Genomic DNA, 18,492 nt, shown 5'->3' with positions numbered 1-18,492 from the left:
GATGGGGCCCCTTTTACCCGCCCCGTGCGCGCGAAATCGCAATGTTGGCTACGTTTTGCTACCCCCTCGCTTGCCCCCGCGCATCGTCGTCAGCACAATGTCGGCCGCGAGTACGCTGGGTGACTTGTTGCCGGTCGACATGATCTGATCGAGCTGGGCGAAAGCCTCGACCTGCTGTTTCCGCAACGGAGAGTCCGTCAGCACCTCGGTCAGCGCCTTCGCGAGCTTTTCCGGCGTGCAGTCCTCCTGCAAGAATTCAGGGATCACCTCCCGGCCGATCACGAGATTGGCGAGGATCACCGAGGAGACGCGGATGGCGCGGCGCAGGATGAAGGCCTCGACCGCGCCGACGCGGTAGGCCGTCACCATGGGAATGCCCGATAGCGCAAGCTCGAGCGTCACCGTGCCGGATTTCGCCAGCGCTGCGCGCGCGATCCGGAACGCGGCGCGCCGCTCGGCTTCGCCGACCACGATCTGCGGCTTGACCGGCCAGCTCGCGATGCCCTCACGCACCGTTGCTTCGAGATGCGACATGGTCGGCAGCACCAATTCGAATTGCTGGCCGCCAGCCCGCAACCGGCCGAGCGCCGCGCCGAACACGTCGAGATGATGCCTGATCTCGCTGCGGCGGCTGCCGGGCAAGACCAGCAGGACCGGCGGCTCGCCGTCGCGGCGCTTCTGCTCCTCCGCGTTCGGCCGCAGCGACAACAATTGCTCGATCAGGGGATGGCCGACATAGCTGCACGGCGGGCCGCGCAGCTTACGGTATTCCTCGGGCTCGAACGGCAGCAGGCCGAGCACGTGATCGACATAGGACAGCATGGCCCGCGCCCTGCCCGGCCGCCAGGCCCAGACCGAGGGCGAGACGTAGTCGACGATCGGGATCGTCGGACCCCGCGCGCGGACGCGGCGGGCAACGCGATGGGTGAAGTCGGGACTGTCAATGATGACGAGCGCGTCGGGCGCGGCTTCGATCACCGCATCCGCGGTCGCGCGGATCAGCCGCAGGATTTTGGGCAGTTGTTGCACGACGGCGGCAAAGCCGACGATCGACAGCTCCTCGATCGGAAAGAGCGAGACCAGCCCCTCGCGTGCCATGGTGCGGCCGCCGACGCCTACGAACTGCACGCCATCGCCGAGCCGCTGGCGCAGCACCTTCATCAGCGCAGACCCAAGCCGGTCGCCGGATTCCTCCGTGGCGATCAGAAAGATCTTCCGCTTTGGATCGCGCCCCGGCATCACGCGTGCAGGCCGATGACGAAGAGATAGTTGGCGTCGGCGCGCTCGATCATCGCCTGCGGCTCGGCAGCGATGGTGTTGCTCGCGATCACGGCGATGCCGGAAAGGCCAGCGCTGGCGGCACCTTCAACGGTTCGCGGGCCGATCGTCGGCAGATCGAAGCGCAAATCCTGCCCGCTCTTCGGTGCCTTGACCAGCACGCCGCGGCCGCGCGCCGCGCGGATGCGGCCCTCGCTGCGCAGCCGCGCCACGCGCTGGAGCAACCCGTCGGTGCCCTCGATATCCTCGACAGCGACCACATGGCCGTCGATCACGACGACGGCCTGTCCGATGTCGAACGGGCTCAGCGCAGCCAGCACCGCGCGGCCGCGCTCGATGTCGCTCCTGGCGTTGTCGGCCGGCCAGGCGCGGGTAATGCAGCCCTCGGGCATCAACAGATCGGGCGCGACGTCCTTGATCCCGACCATGCGAAAGCCGTCCTGCTCGAGCATGCGGCCAACGCCGGAGAGCAGATGGTCGTCACCGCCGCGAAACGCGCGGACGACGTGCCCGAGAAGCCGGAGCGTTTTGAGATCGAAGCGCACTTCCGACAGGGACGGCCGCATCAAGGTGCCGATGAAGATCAGGTCGCGGCAGCCCTCCTCTCGAAACAGTCGCATGGCGCGGCCGAGCTGGCCGACCGAGATCCAGCGATGTCGGAACTTTTCCACCTGAACCGGATCGCAGGCGCCGCGCAGCGGAAACAGCACCGGCGCGATGCCACGTGCGGCGAGCGACTCCGCGACCGCAAACGGCATGGCGCCGCCGCCGGCGATGACGCCGACCGGTGACGAAATCTCTGGCGCCGCCGATGTCATGCTCGCGGCCATCCCCGTGACTACTGCCCGATCGCGGGAAGGCAGAGCGGGCGATGCTTGCCCTTGCCGATGAAGTCGAGGATTTCGGCGATCGCGGGATCCTCAGCCGCAAGCGGTTGCACCGCAGCGAGCCGCTCGGCGAAAATCCCGGGGCCGTGGAACAGCTTTTGATAGAACGCGCGCACGCTCGCGAGCCGCTGCTTGGTGAACTTGCGCCGCTTCATGCCGATGATGTTGAGACCTTCGAGCACCGCATACTGGCCGTTGACGAGCCCGAACGGGATGATGTCGTCACGCACGCCACAAACGCCGCCGACCATCACCTGCGGACCGATGCGGGTGAACTGGTGCACCGCGGACAAGCCACCGATGAAGACGAAGTCGCCGATCTCACAGTGCCCCCCGAGCGTCGCCGAGGTCGCGAAGATCACGTCGTTGCCGACATGGCAGTCGTGCCCGACGTGGCTGCAATTCATGAAATAGCCGCGTTCGCCGACCTCCGTGATGCCGCCGCCCGCGACGGTGCCGGCATTCATGGTCACGGATTCGCGGATGGTGCAGCCTGAACCGATCCGTAGCTTCGTCAGCTCGCCGCGATAGCTGAGCGACTGCGGCGGCGTGCCGAGCGAGGCGAACGGGTAGATGGTGCAATCGTCGCCGATCGTCGTCTGCGCCGTGATGTGCACATGCCCGATCAACTTGCAATTTTTGCCGATCACGACGTTCGGGCCGATGATGCAGAAGGGCCCGATCTCGGTGCCCTCGCCGATCACGGCGCCGTCTTCCACGCGCGCGGTGGGATCAATCTTGCTCATTAAGAAGGTCTGGCTATCCGTTGAAGTCGCTCGGTTTTCCGGTGGTTAGCGCGACTTTGCGCGATCTGTCCAGTGACGTATCATCTCGGCTTGTTTCACGCTGGAAGCCATCGTCCATGGTCCGTCATTCCGGGGCGCGACGAAGTCGCGAGCTATAATCCATAACGGCGGTCGGCGTTATGGATTCCGGGCCTGCGCACTTCTCACACATCCCGGAACGACGACGTAGATTGAAGCGACGAGAAACTCGCCTCAGTCCGTCAGCATCGCGCCGACGTCGGCTTCGGCGACGACCTGGCCGTTGACCTTGGCATCGCCGTGAAACCACCACATCGCCTTGCGGCGACCGATCGAGCGCATGTGGTACTCGATGGTGTCACCAGGCAGCACGGGCTTGCGAAATTTGCACTTGTCGATGGTGAGGAAATACACCGCCCGCGGCTTCTCCGTGCCATCGACCGATGTGATGCCGATCACCCCCGCGGTCTGCGCCATCGCCTCGATCATCATCACACCGGGATAGACCGGCCGTTCGGGGAAATGCCCCTGGAAGGCCGGCTCGTTGAAGGTGACGTTCTTGATGCCGATGCCGCTATAGTCGCTGCGGATGTTGATCACCCGGTCGATCAACAGCATCGGGAAGCGGTGCGGCAGCGTGCGCAGAATCGCGTTGATGTCCACGAGCTCGAACCTGACCGGTGCTTCCTCCATTACTCCTGTCCCTCGTCCTTCCCATCGGCCTTGCTGTCGCGCACCAGACGCTCCACTGCGATGATCTCCTTGAACCACTGCTTGGTCGGCTTGGCAAAAAAGCCGCCCCAACGTCCGCCTGCCGGGATGTCGTCCTTGACGCCGCTCATCGCGGTGACCTGAGCCCCATCGCCGATCTTGAGGTGATTGTTGATGCCAACCTTCGCTCCCAGCGCCACGTTGTCGCCGATCGTCAGGCTGCCGGCGAGGCCGATCTGAGCCGCCAGCAGGCAGTTCCGGCCGATGGTCACATTGTGGCCGATCTGGACCTGGTTGTCGATTTTGGTGCCCTCCCCGATCACGGTGTCACGCAAGGACCCCCGATCGATGGTGGTGCCAGCCCCGACCTCAACGTCGTTCTGGATCAGCACCCGTCCCGTCTGCGGCACCTTGAGGTGGCCCTCGGGACCGAAAAAGACGAACCCGTAGCCGTCCTGGCCGATCGAGCAGCCAGGGTGAATCAGCACGTTGTTGCCGATCAGGGCGCACTGGATGGCCGTACGGGCGCCGACGTCGCAGTCCCGGCCGATCTTGACGCCAGGGCCGATCACCGCGCCGACGCCGATCACGGTGCCGCTGCCGATTTCGACCTCAGGGCCGATGACGGCCAGTGGATCGACCACGACGCCGTCCTCCAGACGCGCCGTTGGATCGATGATCGCCGACGGCGCGATGCCGTCATTGCCGACCGAGGATTGCGGCCTCAGCGCGTCACCGTGCCATTCCCGGGCGATCCTGACGAAGGCACGGAACGGCTGCGCCACGCGCAGCGCGGCGACGTGCGCCGGTACCTGCGCCTCGAAGCGCGGGCTGACGAGGCACGCGCCGGCCTTGGTCGCCTTGAGCTGGTCGACATATTTGAGGTTGTCGAAGAACGTCAGGTGCATCGGGCCGGCTTCGTCGAGCGAAGCCAGGCCCGTGATCATGTGGCCGGCCCGGGCCGGGTCGACCAGCTGCGCCTTCGTCAGCGTGGCGATATCGGCCAGCGCCGACGCAGGCGGCTTCTTGAAGAAGGACGGCTGCGCCATTCCACCCCGTCGAGGTCCGGCCGGAGATCAGCTTAGAACGACGTACCGCCGCCGAACCGGAACTGCTGCACGCGGTCATACGCGCCCTTGGTGAGCGGCACTGCGTAGTCGAAGCGCAGCGGTCCAAACGGAGACTGCCAGATCAGACCGATACCCACCGACGAGCGGATGACCTTGCTGTCGTCATACACCAATCCGGTACAAGTTCCAGGCGTGGCCGGGTTGACGGTCGACGGCGTACAGGTCGAGTTCTTCGTCGTCGTCGTTTCGCCGGTGAGCGCCCAGGTCGTCGGTCCCTGGTAGTCGTAGAGACCGCCGGCGTCGGCATAGACCGCGCCCTTCAGACCCACTTCCTTGGGCAGGAACCAGAACGGCATCTGCAATTCGAGCGAAGCGCCCCAGTACTTCGTGCCCCCAAGCGCGTCCTGCGTGCCATAGGGATTGAGGTCGCGTGGACCGATGCCGTTCGGCGCAAAGCCGCGGACGAGATTCGGACCCATCTGGAAGTGATCGAGCATGCGCAGTTCGGTGCTGCCCCACTTGTTGAGGATACCGCCCTGCAGATGGACGAGGCCGACGAGATCGGACACCAGCGACTGGTAGTACTTCGCATCAACCGCGGACTTCAGGTAGGAGACGTCGCCGCCGACGCCGGCGAAGTCCTGCTTGAAGTCGACCAGAAGGCCGTCGGTCGGGTTCTTGTTGTTGTCGAGCGTGTTGTAGGTCAACGAATAGCCCAGCGCCGAGGTCAGCGTCGCGCCGTTCGCCAACTCCTTGCGCACCGGTAGCGAGGCTTCGCCGTTCTGGTAGCACCCGAGGCCGTTGGTGGAGCTGAGATCAGGGACACCACCGTTTGCGGCGGAGAAGGCCGGGCTTGTATTGGCCGCGGTGCCCAGCGTGTTGTTACAGTCCTGCAGATAGGACGGCAGCGTGATCTCCTGACGGTAGATCGAATAGCGCAGCTGCAAGGCCAGATCTTCGCGCAGGCTGAAGCCGAGGCGCGGGCTGAAGCCCAACGTCTTGGTGCCGTAGGAGATGAAGCTGTTGGACAGCTGCGTGCGCTGGTAGAGGTCGAGGCCGAGCGCGACGCGGTAGTCGAGCAGGTACGGTTCGACGAACGACAGCGAATAGCCGCGCGCATACTGGCCGTAGGTGACGGATGCCTTGGCGAACAGTCCTCGGCCGAGCAGGTTGCGCTCGGAGATCGAGACTTCGGCCAGCGCGCCGTCGGTCGTGGAATAACCGCCCGACACCGAGAAGTCACCGGTGGACTTCTCCTCGAGATCGACGATCAGCACCACACGGTCGCTGGAGGACCCCGGCTCCGTGGTGATCTTGACGGTCTTGAAGAAGTCGAGGTTCTTCAGGCGCCGCTCGGCGCGATCGACCAGCGCACGGTTGTAGGCGTCGCCCTCGGAGAGGTCGAATTCGCGGCGGATCACGTAGTCGCGCGTGCGGATGTTGCCGCGAATGTTGATGCGCTCGATATAGGTGCGCGGACCTTCGTCGATGTTGAACACGACCGACACGGTGTGCGCATCGAAATTGCGGTCGCCACCCGGCCGAACCACGGCGAAGGCATAGCCGCGGCGCGAGGCCTCGATCTGCATCTCCTCGACCGACTTCTCGACCGATTCGACGTTGTAGAGCGAGCCGACGTTGACGCGCGAATAGCTGCGCAGCACGGTGGGATCGAAGTTCGGGATGCTCGTGCGGAAGTCGACTGAGCCGACGCGATACTGTTGGCCTTCCTCAATCTTGAAGGTGACGAGGAAGCCCTTCCTCTCCGGATCGTATTCGGTGATCGCGGCGACCACCTGGACGTCGGCGAAGCCGTGCTTGAGGTAGAAACGGCGAATCAGGTCGCGGTCGGCCTCGACCCGGTCCGGATCGTAGACGTCGGCACTGCCGAGGAAGCTCAGGAGATTCGTCTCGCGGGTCTTGATGACGTCCCTCAGGCGATAGCTCGAATAGGCAACGTTGCCGACGAACTCGATCGACTTGACGCCGGTCTTGGCGCCCTCCTCGATCGTGAAGACCAGGTCGACGCGGTTGTTCGGCTGCTCGATGATCTCGGGCGTGACGTGCACGTCGTAGCGGCCGGAGCGGCGATAGATTTCGGCGATGCGCAGCGTGTCCGACTGCACCACGGCGCGAGAGAACGTGCCGCGCGGCTTGGACTGGACTTCGGCGGTGAGCTGCTCGTCCTTGATCTTCTTGTTGCCCTCGAAGGCGACGCGACCGATGACGGCGTTTTCGACCACCGAAACCACGATCCGGCCGCCGACGCGATTGATCTTCACGTCCTGGAACAGTCCGGTCTCGATCAGCGCCTTGAGGCCGTCGTCGATGGCTGCCTGGTCAAGGCGCCCGCCGGGGCCTGCCTTGAAATAGGAACGGATGGTCTCGACCTCGACACGGCGGTTCCCCTCCACCGAGATCGAATCCACCGTCTGGGCGGCCGCGGGCGTAGACACAAGCGCTGCCCCAACCGGGGCAAGCACCGGCACGCCGAACATGATCAGGGTGGCGAGCAGGCCCCCCCGGACCTTCATACCAAACATCATGCGCGACGACGCCCTTATCATTCCAGTGCCAGACCCAACCCCAACGCCGGTCTGGGAGATTCCCCAAGTTTCATGCCGCTTGTAGCTAATTTCACCGACGCCGCAAACGGCCGAGCGCGCCGTAGTTTGAATTTCAGTCCAGGACGTTGCCTAAGAGCAACGTCACAAAAAAGCCCGTTTCACGATGCCGCCAGATGGAGGATGTCGTTATAGGTCGCAAACACCATCAACATCAGTACCAAGCCGAGCCCGATTCGAAACCCCATCTCCTGCGCGCGTTCCGACAAAGGCCGGCCGCGGACTGCTTCCACCGCATAGAACAAAAGGTGCCCGCCATCGAGCAGCGGAACCGGGAACAGGTTCAACAGCCCGATCGAGATCGACAGCACTGCGGCCAGATGCACCAGCGCAGCCATGCCGATGGTCGCGACCTGCCCGGAGATCTGGGCGATTCGTAACGGACCGCCGACCTGATCGGCCGCCTCGCGACCGGCAAAGACACCGCCGATATAGGCCAGCGTCCGGTCGATCACGAACCAGGTTTCCTTCACGCCCAGCCACAGCGCGGTGGCCGGATCGACCCGCTCGGTGACGGTGTCACCGGCCGCCGTCTGCCGGGTGATTCCGAGCACGCCGAGCCGATGCACGTTGCCGAAGGGATCCTTCACCTCGCGCAGCTCCGGGGTCCCGGACAGATCGACCTGGGAATCGCCCCGCTTCACGGTGAAGATCAGCTTGTCGCCGGCATGCGTGCCGACGATCCGCTGCATGTCGGAGAAGCTTCCGATCTTGGTTCCGTCGATGGCGGTCACGACGTCGCCGACCTGGAAGCCGGCCGCTGCCGCAGCACTGCCCGCCTCGATCTTGTCGACTCGCGCCGTGGTCGATGGCTTGCCGAAAAAGGTGAAAAGACAGGTGAAGATCGCGATCGCGAGCAGGAAATTCGCGATCGGTCCGGCCGCGACGATCGCAGCCCTCGGGCCGACCTTCTTGTGATGGAAGCTGCCGGCGCGTTCTTCCGCCGACATTGCGGCCAGCGTCACGGCCGATGGCGTCGAGGCCTCGGTGTCGTCGCCGAAGAATTTGACATAGCCGCCGAGCGGGATCGCCGAGATCTTCCAGCGCGTGCCGTGGCGGTCGTTGAAGCCGGCGAGCTCGGGGCCGAACCCGAGCGAAAAGGTCAACACCTTCACGCCAGCCCAGCGCGCGACCAGAAAATGGCCGAGCTCATGGAAGAAAACGACGATGGTCAGGACGAATAAAAAGGGGATCACATAGCCGATCAGCCCATGGCTCAAGGTGTTGAAGCTATGGAGGAAAAACTCAGTCATCGATTCCTCTTAACCCGGGGCCTCGCGACCCCGGTTCCGAACCTACTAGGATGCGTTTAAGGCGATTTGAGGCAATAGGGTGGCCGCTCTGTTTCGCGCAACATGGTCAACGGTGATCGCATCATCCGCCGAGGACAAGGGCGCCAGATTGCCACCCTTGATCCAGTCTTCGAGCGTTGCTTCGACCAGCCGCGCGATGGCGCCGAATCTGATCTTGCCGGCGATGAAGGCCGCCACCGCGACCTCGTTCGCAGCATTATATACCGTAGTCGCGCCGCGTCCGGTCCTTAACGAATCGTAAGCAAGCCGCAGTCCGGGGAAACGTTCGAAATCCGGCGCCTCGAAGGTCAATTGCCCGATCTTGGCGAGGTCGAGCTTGGCGGCGGGTCCCTTGATGCGGTCGGGCCAGCCGAGGCAGTGTGCGATCGGCGTGCGCATGTCGGGCGCGCCGAGCTGGGCAACGACCGAGCAGTCGGAGAATTCGACCATGCCGTGGATGATCGACTGCGGATGGACCAGCACGTCGATCTCGTCCGGCTTCAAGGCGAACAGATAGGACGCCTCGATCACCTCGAGGCCCTTGTTCATCATCGAGGCGGAATCGATCGTGATCTTCTGGCCCATGCTCCAGTTCGGATGCTTGAGCGCCTGAGCCAGCGTCGCCTGCTCGATGTCAGTGCTCTTCCAGGTGCGGAACGGGCCGCCCGAGGCGGTGATGATGACGCGCACGAGCTCATCGCGATTGCCCGAGCTCAAAGCCTGGAACAGTGCGTTGTGCTCGGAATCGGCGGGCAGAATGCAGGCACCCGCCTTGGCGGCGCGCTGCATGAAGAAATCGCCGGCGCAGACGAGGCATTCCTTGTTGGCGAGCGCGACATGGGCGCCGCGATCGACCGCGGCGAGCGCGGGCTTCAGTCCAGCCGCGCCGCTCACCGCCGCCATCACCCAGTCGGCCGGCCGCGCACCAGCCTCGATCACAGCGCTTTCGCCCGCGCCGCATTCAGTCTTGGTGCCGGCGAGCGCATTCTTGAGCTCGGCAAGCTTGGAGGTGTCCGCGATCGCGACGAAGCGCGCGGAAAACTCCTTTGCGAGCTTTGCCAGCGCTTCGACATTGCCGTTCGCCGTCAATGCCTCGACGCGATAGCGCTCGGGCGAAGCGCGCAACAGATCCATCGTGCTGTCGCCGATCGAGCCGGTGGCACCGAGAACGGTGACGCTGCGCACCGCGGACGCCGCGGGCTTGTTGTTACGCAAAGGGACTGGGCTCATTGTTTCACCAAACCATAAGACCGCTTCCAGCGCTATGCACACCATGGCGCAGGTAGCCGAAAATCCAGGCCACCAGAATGGCGGCGATGAAGCCGTCCAGGCGGTCCATCAGGCCCCCATGGCCCGGGATTAAGTGACTGGAATCCTTGACGCCGAACCGGCGCTTGACCGCGGATTCGAAGAGGTCGCCGGCTTGCGAGACCATCGACAAAATGGCGCTGAGGGCTAGCAACGGAACCGCCTTGCCGAAGCCGGAGGCGGCAAATCCGCCTGCGACCGCCAGGCTCGCGACGAAGCCGCCGAGCGCCCCGGCCCAGGTCTTTTTGGGGCTCACGCGCGGCCACAATTTGGGACCGCCGATGCCCCGGCCGGCAAAATAGCCACCGATGTCGGTCGCCCACACCACAAGCAGCACGAACATGAGTGCGACGAATCCGTTCACCGGATCCTGCCGCACCAGGATCGAGGCGAGCAGCGCAGCCACCGCATAGGCGAATCCAGCCCCCGCCCAGACAAACTTGTCTTTCGCCAGCAGCATGATCGCGACGCCGCCGACGCAGCCGATCACGACCGCAGCCTTGAGCGCCCCGAAGGCGACACAGAATCCCATGATGGCGAGAACGATCGTCCCGCACGCTGTCAGGACAACCCGCCCTGCCCCGACCACAGTCAGCCACTCCACGAACAACCCGATCGAGGCAAGCGTAACCAGGAACGCCCAGAGCCAGCCGCCGGCATAGGCGAGCGCGATCGCCAGCGGCGCCAGCACGAGGGCCGCGAGGACACGCATCATCAGGTTGCTTGAAGCCGGCGTTGAGCCCGCCGGCGCGGCGTCGTTTTCGGTCACGAGGCGGTTTTCGCGACCAGGCCGCCGAAACGGCGCTCGCGTCTGGCAAATTCGGCGATCGCGCCTTCGAGCGCGGCCTTGTCGAAATCAGGCCAATGGATCGGCACGAACACCAGCTCGCTATAGGCGGCCTGCCACATCAGGAAATTGGACAGACGCTGCTCGCCGGAGGTGCGGATGATGAGATCGGGATCGGGAATCTCGGGTGCGTCGAGATAGTGCCCGAGCGCTTCGGCATCGATCGAGGCCGGATCGCGCTTGCCCTCTGCGACTTCGCGCGCGAGCTTTTGCGCGGCTTTCGCGATCTCCTGCCGTGAGCCGTAGTTGAAGGCGACGACGAGGGTAAGACGCGTGTTGTTGCGCGTCAGCTCCTCGGCCTCGTTCAACAGGGCGCAGATGTCACCTTCGAGTCCCTCGCGCTCGCCGATGATGCGCACCTTGACGCCATCACGGTGCAGGCTCGCGAGGTCGTTGCGGATGAAACGGCGCAACAGGCCGAAGAGATCGCCAATCTCGCTCGCCGGACGCGACCAGTTCTCTGAGCTGAAGGAGAAGATGGTGAGATAGCGGATGCCGAGCTCATGCGAGGCACGGACGACGCGGCGCAACGCTTCCACGCCGCGGCGGTGGCCCTCGGCGCGCGGCAGGCCACGTGCCGCCGCCCAGCGCCCGTTGCCATCCATGATGATGGCGACATGCGCGGGCGCCTCGGACCTTTCCGGTCCTTCCGTGACGGGCGCGGCGGCGTTCGACATGAAGGCTTCTCTAGACCGTCAGAATCTCTTTTTCCTTGGCCGCCAGCAGCTGATCGATCTCGGTGATCGTGCCGTCGGTCGCCTTCTGCACCTCGTCGGCATGACGCTTCTGGTCGTCCTCCGACATCTCGTGATTCTTCTCGAGCTTCTTGAGGACGTCGAGACCGTCGCGGCGGACGTGACGCGCGGCGACCTTGGCAGCTTCCGCGTATTTGTGCGCGACCTTCACCAGCTCCTTGCGCCGCTCTTCGTTCAGCTCGGGGATGCGCAGGCGCAGCACCTGGCCCTCGGTGGCCGGTGACAGGCCGAGGTTGGAATCGACGATCGCCTTCTCCACCGGCTTGACCATCGACTTGTCCCAGACCTGCACCGAGATCAGCCGCGGCTCCGGTACGCTGACGGTGGCGAGCTGATTCAGCGGCATGTGGCTGCCGTAGGCTTCGACCTGGACCGGATCGAGCATCGAGGCGGAGGCGCGCCCGGTGCGCAGGCCCCCGAGCTCGTGCTTGAGGGACTGGACGGCGCCCTGCATGCGGCGCTTCAATTCGTTGAGGTCGAAATTACCCGTGGCCATCACGCTCTCCCTTCAGATACCTGGCTGGGCGCACAAGCTGCGCCCGGCGCGCCGTCAGCCGGCGACGATCGTCCCGTGGCCGACGCCGCGCAGAATCGCGCCGATCGAGCCCGGTTCGGCGATCGAGAATACGATGATAGGCAGCGACGTCTCGCGGGCAAGCGCGAAGGCAGTCGCGTCCATCACCTTATAGTCGCCCTCGATCGCCTGCTTGTGCGTCAGCCGGTCGAAGCGCTTGGCGGCCGGATCCTTCTTGGGATCGGCCGAGTAGACGCCGTCGACATTGGTCGCCTTGAGGACGGCCTCGGCACCGATCTCGGCGGCGCGCAGCACCGCCGTTGTGTCGGTCGTGAAGAACGGATTGCCGGTTCCGCCGCCGAGCAGCACGATTCGGCCCTCGGCGAGGTATTTGTGCGCTGCGGCGCGGGTGAATAGCTCGGAAATCTCGGGCATGACGAAAGCCGAGAGGGTGCGCGCCGGCGCGCCCTTGCGTTCGATCGCCGCTTCCACCGCGAGGCAGTTCATCACGGTGGCGAGCATGCCCATCGTGTCGCCCGTCGGGCGCGACACGCCGCGGGAGGACACCTCGACGCCGCGAACGATATTGCCGCCGCCGATCACCACCGCGACCTCGGCACCGAGACGGCGCGCGGCGATCAGATCGTCGGCAACCCGGTCAACCGTCTGCTGGTCGATCCCAAAACCCTGCGGTCCCGCGAGATATTCGCCGGACAGCTTGATCACCACGCGACGATAGACCGGATCAGTCATGAGCACTTTCCTTCTCCGGGCGCCGCTTCCGGCGGCACGCCGGAAGGAAACGTCCCGGCGCTTACTTCTTGCCGCTGGCGGCCGCGACTTCCGCCGCGAAGTCGCTTTCCTGCTTCTCGATTCCCTCACCGAGAGCATACCGCACAAAGCCGGCGATCTTCACGGGGCCCCCAACCTTGCCCTCAGCTTCCTTCACCGCCTGCGCCACCGACTTGCCGGTGTCGTGGATGAAGGCCTGCTCGAGCAGGCAGACTTCCTTGTAGTAGGTCTTCAGGCCGGACTCGACGATCTTCTCGATCACGTTCTCCGGCTTGCCCTGCTGGCGGTACTTGTCGGCGAGCACGTCCTTCTCGCGCTTCACGACCGCCGGATCGAGACCGGACGGTTCGAGCGCGAGCGGATTGGCGGCCGCGACATGCATGGCGAGCTGGCGGCCGAGCGCTGCGAGCTCATCGGCCTTGCCGGGCGATTCGAGCGCGACGAGGACACCCATCTTGCCGGCGCCATCGATGACGGCGCCATGGACGTAGCTCGACACCACGCCCTGCTTCACGTCGAGCGAAGCGGCGCGGCGCAGCGTCATGTTCTCGCCGATGGTCGCGATCGCGTCATTGATCGCAGCTTCGACCGTGACGTCGCCGACCTTGGTGGCCTTGATCTTCTCGACATCGGCGCCGGCATCGAACGCGACCTGGGCGATCATCTTGACGAGGCCCTGGAACTGGCCGTTGCGCGCGACGAAATCGGTCTCGGAGTTGACCTCGACCACGACGCCCTTGGTGCCCTTGGTGAGTACGCCGATCAGGCCCTCGGCCGCGACGCGGCCGGACTTCTTGGCAGCCTTCGACAGGCCCTTCTTGCGGAGCCAATCCTGCGCCGCTTCCATGTTGCCGTCGTTTTCGGTGAGCGCGGCCTTGCAGTCCATCATGCCTGCGCCGGTCGACTCGCGCAGATCCTTGACCATCGCAGCTGTGATCGTTGCCATCGTTAAAAATCCTTCTTGCCTGCCGGTTAACCCGCGGCGCGGCGCTGTCTCGCCCCACCGCGGTCCATCACAGGACGTCGCGTCAACTGAAATGGCGGCCGGAACGATCCGGCCGCCCCTCGACTGTTATTCCGCTTCCGCGGTGAGCGCCTTGGCCTTGGCCACCCAGGCATCCGCACGGCTGGGCAGACCGACCTCTTCGCCGATCTTGTGCGCGGTGGCGTGATCGAGCTCGGCGAGCTGCCAGTAGTGGAAGATGCCGAGGTCGTTGAACTTCTTCTCGATCGCACCCGACACGCCCGGGAGCTTCTTGAGGTCGTCGGCGGTGCCGCGCGGACCTGCAAGGCCCTGGAAACCGCTGGTGGACGGAAGCTCTTCAGCGGCCGGCTTGACCGAAGCGCCGATATCGATGCCCGCATCGCCCTGGGCGCGCGAGATGCCGTCGATCGCCGCGCGCGCAATCAGGTCGCAATAGAGCGAGATCGCACGGCCCGCGTCGTCATTGCCCGGCACCACATAGGTGATGCCCTTGGGGTCCGAATTGGTGTCGACGATCGCCGCGACCGGGATGTTGAGCCGCTGGGCTTCCTGGATCGCGATGTCTTCCTTGTTGGTGTCGATCACGAAGATCATGTCGGGCAGGCCGCCCATGTCCTTGATGCCACCGAGCGAGCGGTCGAGCTTGTCGCGCTCGCGCTGGAGCGTCAGGCGCTCCTTCTTGGTGTAGGAGTTGGCTTCACCGCCGGACAGCACCTCGTCGAGATGACGCAGGCGCTTGATCGAGGCCGAGATCGTCTTCCAGTTGGTCAGCGTGCCGCCGAGCCAGCGCGAATTGACGAAGTACTGCGCGCAGCGCTTGGCCGCGTCGGCAACGCCGTCCTGCGCCTGGCGCTTGGTGCCGACGAACAGGATGCGGCCGCCCTTCGCGACGGTGTCGCTGACGGCCTGGAGGGCCTGGTGCAGCATCGGCACGGTCTGCGCGAGGTCGACGATGTGGATGTTGTTGCGGGTCCCGAAAATGAACGGCGCCATTTTCGGATTCCAGCGGTGGGATTGGTGACCAAAGTGCACGCCAGCTTCGAGCAGCTGACGCATGGTGAAGTCGGGTAGCGCCATAGTGATAATTCTCCGGTTGGTTCCTCCGGAAACGTGTGAGCAAGACGGAGCGTTCTCGCCCCGGCTGCCACCGGACGGCCTTTTGAGCCATGTTTCCGTGTGAGATGGCGCGCTATATAGCGCGATTTCGGCCAGAAGCAAGGAAATAAGGGCCTTTGGAGGGCGTTTTGGCGCCCTGCCCCAAGTCCTTTTTCAGGCCCTTTTCAAGTCCTTTTCCGTAGTTCCAGGCCCCCTAGCACTTTGGCTGGTGGGGGGCGCATTTCTTCGCTGCAGCCGGTGCCGGGCGCGGTGGGGCGGCCGGACGGGGCGGCGGAGCCGCGGCCACCCGCGGCGGGGGTGGCGGCGCCGGGCGAGCCGCTGGCGGCGGAGCCGGCCGGGCGGCGGCGACGGGCGGAGGCGCGGCTCGCGGGGGTGGCGCCGAGGCTGCCCGCGGCGTCGCCGCCGAGGGCACGGGTTTCGCGACGGCTTGAGGATGTGGCGGCGCGGCTGGCTTGGCGGCCTGCGGCGGCGGGGTGATCACACGCTGATTCTGCGGTGTCAGCGGCTCGCGACCCGTGGGATGCACCGCTGTGACGGCAGGCTTGGCGCCTGTCCCCGCCGCGGATGGAGCCGTGGTGCCCTGCTGAGGGATGGCCGACTTTGCACGGCTATCCGCAGGCGTGGTCGCCGGCGTTCCAGCGACCGGCGGCTTTTGCGACTGGCCCGGCGCGACGGCCGCATTTCCGGCAGGCGTCGTGGTGGGCGGCGCCGTTGCGGTCGCCGCATTGGGATGGCCTGCTTGCGAGCCGTTCGCCGGCGCCGTCGCGGTCGGCGCGAGCCTGCCACTCGGCGTCTGGGCAGCCGAGGGCGCCGGCGGCGCCCCATGGGTGCCGGGGACCGGAAGCGTATTGGCCTCAGGCAACCTGCTCGGCGGCGCGGCTACGGCCGGCGCGACATTGGTCCGCGTCGCAGCCGGTGTTCCCGGTCGCGCGGTGGGCGTGATCGTCGCGCTCTGCGGCATCGGCAGCTTGCCCTGCTGGATCAAGGCGGCGCGCTGCGCAACGGCCTGCGGCACCGCCGGGCCTGCGGGTGATGCGCGGCCGGAGACCGCCGGAGCCAAGCTGCCGGGCGCGAGTCCCGCAGCCGCGGCTGCCGGAGGCCGGTTGATGACGGTGTTGATCACCGTGGTGTTGTGGATGTTCTGGTAGATGATGTTGTTCGGCGGCGGTGCGACATAAATTGGCGGCCTCACGAACACCGGGATCGGCACGAACATCGGCTGTGGTAGCACAAACAGTCCGACCACCGGCAGCGGCGGCGGCAGCACGACGAAATCCGGTGGCGGCGGCGGGCAGAAATAGACCGGGGGCGGCGGCGGCGGCACGAAGCCGAACACGGGATCGCTGAACAGCAGCACGGGGCGATCGACATAGACCACCTCCTCCGGCGGCGGCGGCGGCAGGCCGTAATCCATCATGGCAAAGCTCGGCGGCGGCTCGAGCGGCGCGGTCAGGATCGCCAGCCTGCGCCGTGCGTCGCCAGCATGCGGCCCGCGCGGATAGCGGCGCAGATAGGACCAGTAAGCGTCCGGCGTGTCGGCGCGATAGGTCCGCCGCCAGGTGATCGCCTCGCGGCGCGCTGCAACAATCGCGATCACCCGCTTGGCCATGGGATCACCGGGATAGGCGGAGAGGAATTCCTCATAGGCCGGCAGCGTGTCGCGCTCGAGCGCCGCCGCGTAGGCGTCCTGCACGCCGAGATCGCGGATCGGCTTGTTGCGGATCGCAGCGACCTGATCGGGCGTGGCCTGCGGCGGTGGTGCGTCAGGTCCGCGCTCGAAGAACGAGAATTGCGCGCTGATCTTCTGATCGTCCCAGGGCACCTGAGCGCCCTTGCTGGCGTCGTTGACGCGCAGGCGCACGCGGTCGAAGACCTCAGGCAGCGACAGGCCCCCGGTGCGGATCATCTCGGCGAGCGACTGGGCGTAGACGCCGTAGGGCCCCGGCTCTTCCGGCGCCACGGTGCCGGGCGCGGCGTTGTAGGCGATCAGCATGTTCGCGTCGGGCTCGACCAGCGCGAGCCCGCTTGCGATCGGTTGCCCGCCCTCGATGAAGGGCTGCGCCCGGGCCGCATCGAGCACGACGATGTTCGCCTTCAGCGGCAGCGCGGCGAGTTGGCGGACGTAGTCGCTGATGCGGAGCGCCTCGGTCGGAACGTCGGTATCGCGCGCGATGTTGGAATCGACCGGGATGAAGTAGTTCTCGCCGGCGAGCTGCACGCCATAGCCGGCGAGATAGATCATCGCGACGGTGCCGGGTCCCGATGTCTGGGCCTTCTGAAGAAAATCGCGAAAGCTCTTGCGCAGCGTGTCGCCGTCGAGGTCGCGGGCGCCGACCACGTCGAAGCCGGCGGCCTGAAGCGTCTGTGCGATCAGGCCGGCATCATTGGCGGTCGTTGCCAGCGGCGACTTCGCATAGGCGCCGTTGCCGACCACCAGCGCGATACGCTTCTCCTGCTGCTGGGCGTAGGCAGGATCGAACAGTCCGCCTGCCGCGAACAGCAGGCTCGGAAGAAGCAAACCGAGGAAAGATCCAAGGAAAGATTGTCGTGTCCCACGCATGGCTTTCGCGCCCGCTATTGTTGTTGAGCTTGCCACCGCACATGAGACGCGCGGCTGGCTGAATGGCGTTTGAACGAAAAACGCTTGGATTGAGGCGACGGAATGGCCGCTGGCCGTCGCCCGTCAGCTCCATGTCAGGTTCGCGATCGCAAAAATTCCGGCCGCACGATCCTGATCTTGACCCCCTACCCCTGGGAGATCAGGTCGACGGTGCCCGTGGCCAGCCGATAGATGCCGCCGACGACCTTGAGCTTGCCCTGCTCGGCCGCCGCATTGAGGATCGGCGCCGCTGACTTCAGCTTGGCCACGTTGTCGATCACGTTTTGCCGGATCGCCGCGTCGAGCGCATCTGCGCCCTGCTGCATGGCCGCCTTGGCAGCCGGCGCGATCGCCTCGACGAGCGACGGAATGTGTCCCGGCGGCGACTTGTTGTCCTTGAGCGCTTTCAGCGTCGCATCGACGGCGCCGCAACTGTCGTGGCCGAGAACCAGGATCAGCGGCGTACTCAACACGGCCACGGCATATTCAAGGCTCGCGATCGTCTCGTTGCCGGCAAAATTGCCGGCCACACGACAGACGAAGAGATCGCCGCGACCGGTGTCGAAAGCGTATTCCGGCGCAATGCGCGAGTCCGCGCAGCTCAGGATCGCCGCATATGGATTCTGCCCCGCGGCGAGAGCTCCTCGCTCATGCTTGAAGTCATGGCGCCGCGCCACACCGTCGACATAGCGCGCATTACCCTCCATCAACCGCTTCAGCGCAGCATCGGGTGTCACTACGTTCTGCGGCTTGGGCGGCGTTTTCGTTTCTTTGGCGAAGGCCGTCGAACCGAACATCAATGCCGAAGCGGCGAACAGCATCATCGAGCGTCGCGAGGGCACGAGCAGATGATGCAATTTGTCAGAGCATTTGTCGCACATGTCTTTCCCCCTACCATCTCAGTCCAGACCTGCATGAACAGTACAGGACACGAGTGACAGCGACGCTTC

16 protein-coding genes are annotated in these 18,492 nt (G+C 65.3%); all 16 read right to left on the bottom strand.

Translation table 11 applies throughout. The annotated features are described in order from the left end of the window. Nucleotides 1-48: 48 nt before the first annotated feature. Nucleotides 49-1,242 (bottom strand): lipid-A-disaccharide synthase, encoded by a 1,194-nt coding sequence (lpxB, locus tag SO140_RS16790; protein WP_498542838.1) that lies wholly within the window; start codon nucleotides 1,240-1,242, stop codon nucleotides 49-51. Continuing rightward, nucleotides 1,239-2,096 carry an LpxI family protein gene (locus SO140_RS16785; RefSeq protein WP_498542837.1) on the bottom strand — a complete coding sequence of 286 codons (858 nt, stop codon included), beginning with the start codon at nucleotides 2,094-2,096 and terminating at the stop codon, nucleotides 1,239-1,241. Before SO140_RS16785 ends, lpxB begins: the two co-directional genes overlap by 4 nt. Nucleotides 2,097-2,116: 20 nt before the next feature. After that, entirely contained in the window at nucleotides 2,117-2,911 is a 795-nt protein-coding gene (gene lpxA, locus SO140_RS16780) for an acyl-ACP--UDP-N-acetylglucosamine O-acyltransferase (RefSeq protein ID WP_449381632.1), read from the bottom strand. 252 nt (nucleotides 2,912-3,163) lie between these two features. Then, nucleotides 3,164-3,622: a 3-hydroxyacyl-ACP dehydratase FabZ gene (gene fabZ, locus SO140_RS16775; RefSeq protein WP_498542836.1), complete on the bottom strand. Its 459-nt coding sequence runs from the start codon at nucleotides 3,620-3,622 to the stop codon at nucleotides 3,164-3,166. Then, on the bottom strand, nucleotides 3,622-4,689 hold the full coding sequence (lpxD, locus tag SO140_RS16770; RefSeq protein ID WP_498542835.1) for a UDP-3-O-(3-hydroxymyristoyl)glucosamine N-acyltransferase: 1,068 nt from the start codon (nucleotides 4,687-4,689) through the stop codon (nucleotides 3,622-3,624). Before lpxD ends, fabZ begins: the two co-directional genes overlap by 1 nt. A 32-nt stretch (nucleotides 4,690-4,721) precedes the next feature. Then, nucleotides 4,722-7,256 (bottom strand): outer membrane protein assembly factor BamA, encoded by a 2,535-nt coding sequence (gene bamA, locus SO140_RS16765; protein WP_498542834.1) that lies wholly within the window; start codon nucleotides 7,254-7,256, stop codon nucleotides 4,722-4,724. Between the two features lie 179 nt (nucleotides 7,257-7,435). After that, nucleotides 7,436-8,587, bottom strand: a complete 1,152-nt coding sequence (locus SO140_RS16760; RefSeq protein ID WP_498541704.1) for a M50 family metallopeptidase — start codon at nucleotides 8,585-8,587, stop codon at nucleotides 7,436-7,438. Between the two features lie 45 nt (nucleotides 8,588-8,632). Next, on the bottom strand, nucleotides 8,633-9,856 hold the full coding sequence (gene dxr / locus SO140_RS16755; protein WP_449381636.1) for a 1-deoxy-D-xylulose-5-phosphate reductoisomerase: 1,224 nt from the start codon (nucleotides 9,854-9,856) through the stop codon (nucleotides 8,633-8,635). Between the two features lie 4 nt (nucleotides 9,857-9,860). Then, nucleotides 9,861-10,703, bottom strand: a complete 843-nt coding sequence (locus tag SO140_RS16750; RefSeq protein ID WP_498541703.1) for a phosphatidate cytidylyltransferase — start codon at nucleotides 10,701-10,703, stop codon at nucleotides 9,861-9,863. Then, nucleotides 10,700-11,458 (bottom strand): isoprenyl transferase, encoded by a 759-nt coding sequence (locus SO140_RS16745; RefSeq protein WP_449381638.1) that lies wholly within the window; start codon nucleotides 11,456-11,458, stop codon nucleotides 10,700-10,702. The genes SO140_RS16750 and SO140_RS16745 overlap by 4 nt, the downstream gene beginning before the upstream one ends. A gap of 10 nt (nucleotides 11,459-11,468) precedes the next feature. After that, on the bottom strand, nucleotides 11,469-12,032 hold the full coding sequence (gene frr / locus SO140_RS16740; RefSeq protein WP_254095528.1) for a ribosome recycling factor: 564 nt from the start codon (nucleotides 12,030-12,032) through the stop codon (nucleotides 11,469-11,471). Nucleotides 12,033-12,086: 54 nt separating this feature from the next. Next, nucleotides 12,087-12,803 (bottom strand): UMP kinase, encoded by a 717-nt coding sequence (gene pyrH / locus SO140_RS16735; RefSeq protein ID WP_498541702.1) that lies wholly within the window; start codon nucleotides 12,801-12,803, stop codon nucleotides 12,087-12,089. 61 nt (nucleotides 12,804-12,864) lie between these two features. After that, complete coding sequence (tsf, locus tag SO140_RS16730; protein WP_498541701.1) at nucleotides 12,865-13,788, bottom strand: translation elongation factor Ts; 924 nt, start codon at nucleotides 13,786-13,788, stop codon at nucleotides 12,865-12,867. 126 nt (nucleotides 13,789-13,914) lie between these two features. Further along, nucleotides 13,915-14,904 carry a 30S ribosomal protein S2 gene (locus SO140_RS16725; protein WP_027523852.1) on the bottom strand — a complete coding sequence of 330 codons (990 nt, stop codon included), beginning with the start codon at nucleotides 14,902-14,904 and terminating at the stop codon, nucleotides 13,915-13,917. 232 nt (nucleotides 14,905-15,136) lie between these two features. Further along, complete coding sequence (locus SO140_RS16720; RefSeq protein ID WP_498541700.1) at nucleotides 15,137-17,503, bottom strand: caspase family protein; 2,367 nt, start codon at nucleotides 17,501-17,503, stop codon at nucleotides 15,137-15,139. A 185-nt stretch (nucleotides 17,504-17,688) separates the two neighbouring features. Beyond that, entirely contained in the window at nucleotides 17,689-18,423 is a 735-nt protein-coding gene (locus SO140_RS16715) for a carbonic anhydrase (RefSeq protein WP_449381642.1), read from the bottom strand. Nucleotides 18,424-18,492: the final 69 nt, after the last annotated feature.

Source organism: Bradyrhizobium sp. UFLA05-108 (assembly GCF_059803455.1).
This window is presented reverse-complemented; position numbering and strand designations above follow the sequence as displayed.

Excerpts from the sequence above, each read along its gene's own strand:
- SO140_RS16785 (WP_498542837.1), bottom strand. The coding sequence starts at position 2,096 with ATGACATCGGCGGCGCCAGAGATTTCGTCACCGGTCGGCGTCATCGCC.
- lpxA (WP_449381632.1), bottom strand. The coding sequence starts at position 2,911 with ATGAGCAAGATTGATCCCACCGCGCGCGTGGAAGACGGCGCCGTGATC.
- fabZ (WP_498542836.1), bottom strand. The coding sequence starts at position 3,622 with ATGGAGGAAGCACCGGTCAGGTTCGAGCTCGTGGACATCAACGCGATT.
- lpxD (WP_498542835.1), bottom strand. The coding sequence starts at position 4,689 with ATGGCGCAGCCGTCCTTCTTCAAGAAGCCGCCTGCGTCGGCGCTGGCC.
- bamA (WP_498542834.1), bottom strand. The coding sequence starts at position 7,256 with ATGATGTTTGGTATGAAGGTCCGGGGGGGCCTGCTCGCCACCCTGATC.
- SO140_RS16760 (WP_498541704.1), bottom strand. The coding sequence starts at position 8,587 with ATGACTGAGTTTTTCCTCCATAGCTTCAACACCTTGAGCCATGGGCTG.
- dxr (WP_449381636.1), bottom strand. The coding sequence starts at position 9,856 with ATGAGCCCAGTCCCTTTGCGTAACAACAAGCCCGCGGCGTCCGCGGTG.
- SO140_RS16745 (WP_449381638.1), bottom strand. The coding sequence starts at position 11,458 with ATGTCGAACGCCGCCGCGCCCGTCACGGAAGGACCGGAAAGGTCCGAG.
- frr (WP_254095528.1), bottom strand. The coding sequence starts at position 12,032 with ATGGCCACGGGTAATTTCGACCTCAACGAATTGAAGCGCCGCATGCAG.
- pyrH (WP_498541702.1), bottom strand. The coding sequence starts at position 12,803 with ATGACTGATCCGGTCTATCGTCGCGTGGTGATCAAGCTGTCCGGCGAA.
- tsf (WP_498541701.1), bottom strand. The coding sequence starts at position 13,788 with ATGGCAACGATCACAGCTGCGATGGTCAAGGATCTGCGCGAGTCGACC.
- SO140_RS16725 (WP_027523852.1), bottom strand. The coding sequence starts at position 14,904 with ATGGCGCTACCCGACTTCACCATGCGTCAGCTGCTCGAAGCTGGCGTG.
- SO140_RS16720 (WP_498541700.1), bottom strand. The coding sequence starts at position 17,503 with ATGCGTGGGACACGACAATCTTTCCTTGGATCTTTCCTCGGTTTGCTT.
- SO140_RS16715 (WP_449381642.1), bottom strand. The coding sequence starts at position 18,423 with ATGTGCGACAAATGCTCTGACAAATTGCATCATCTGCTCGTGCCCTCG.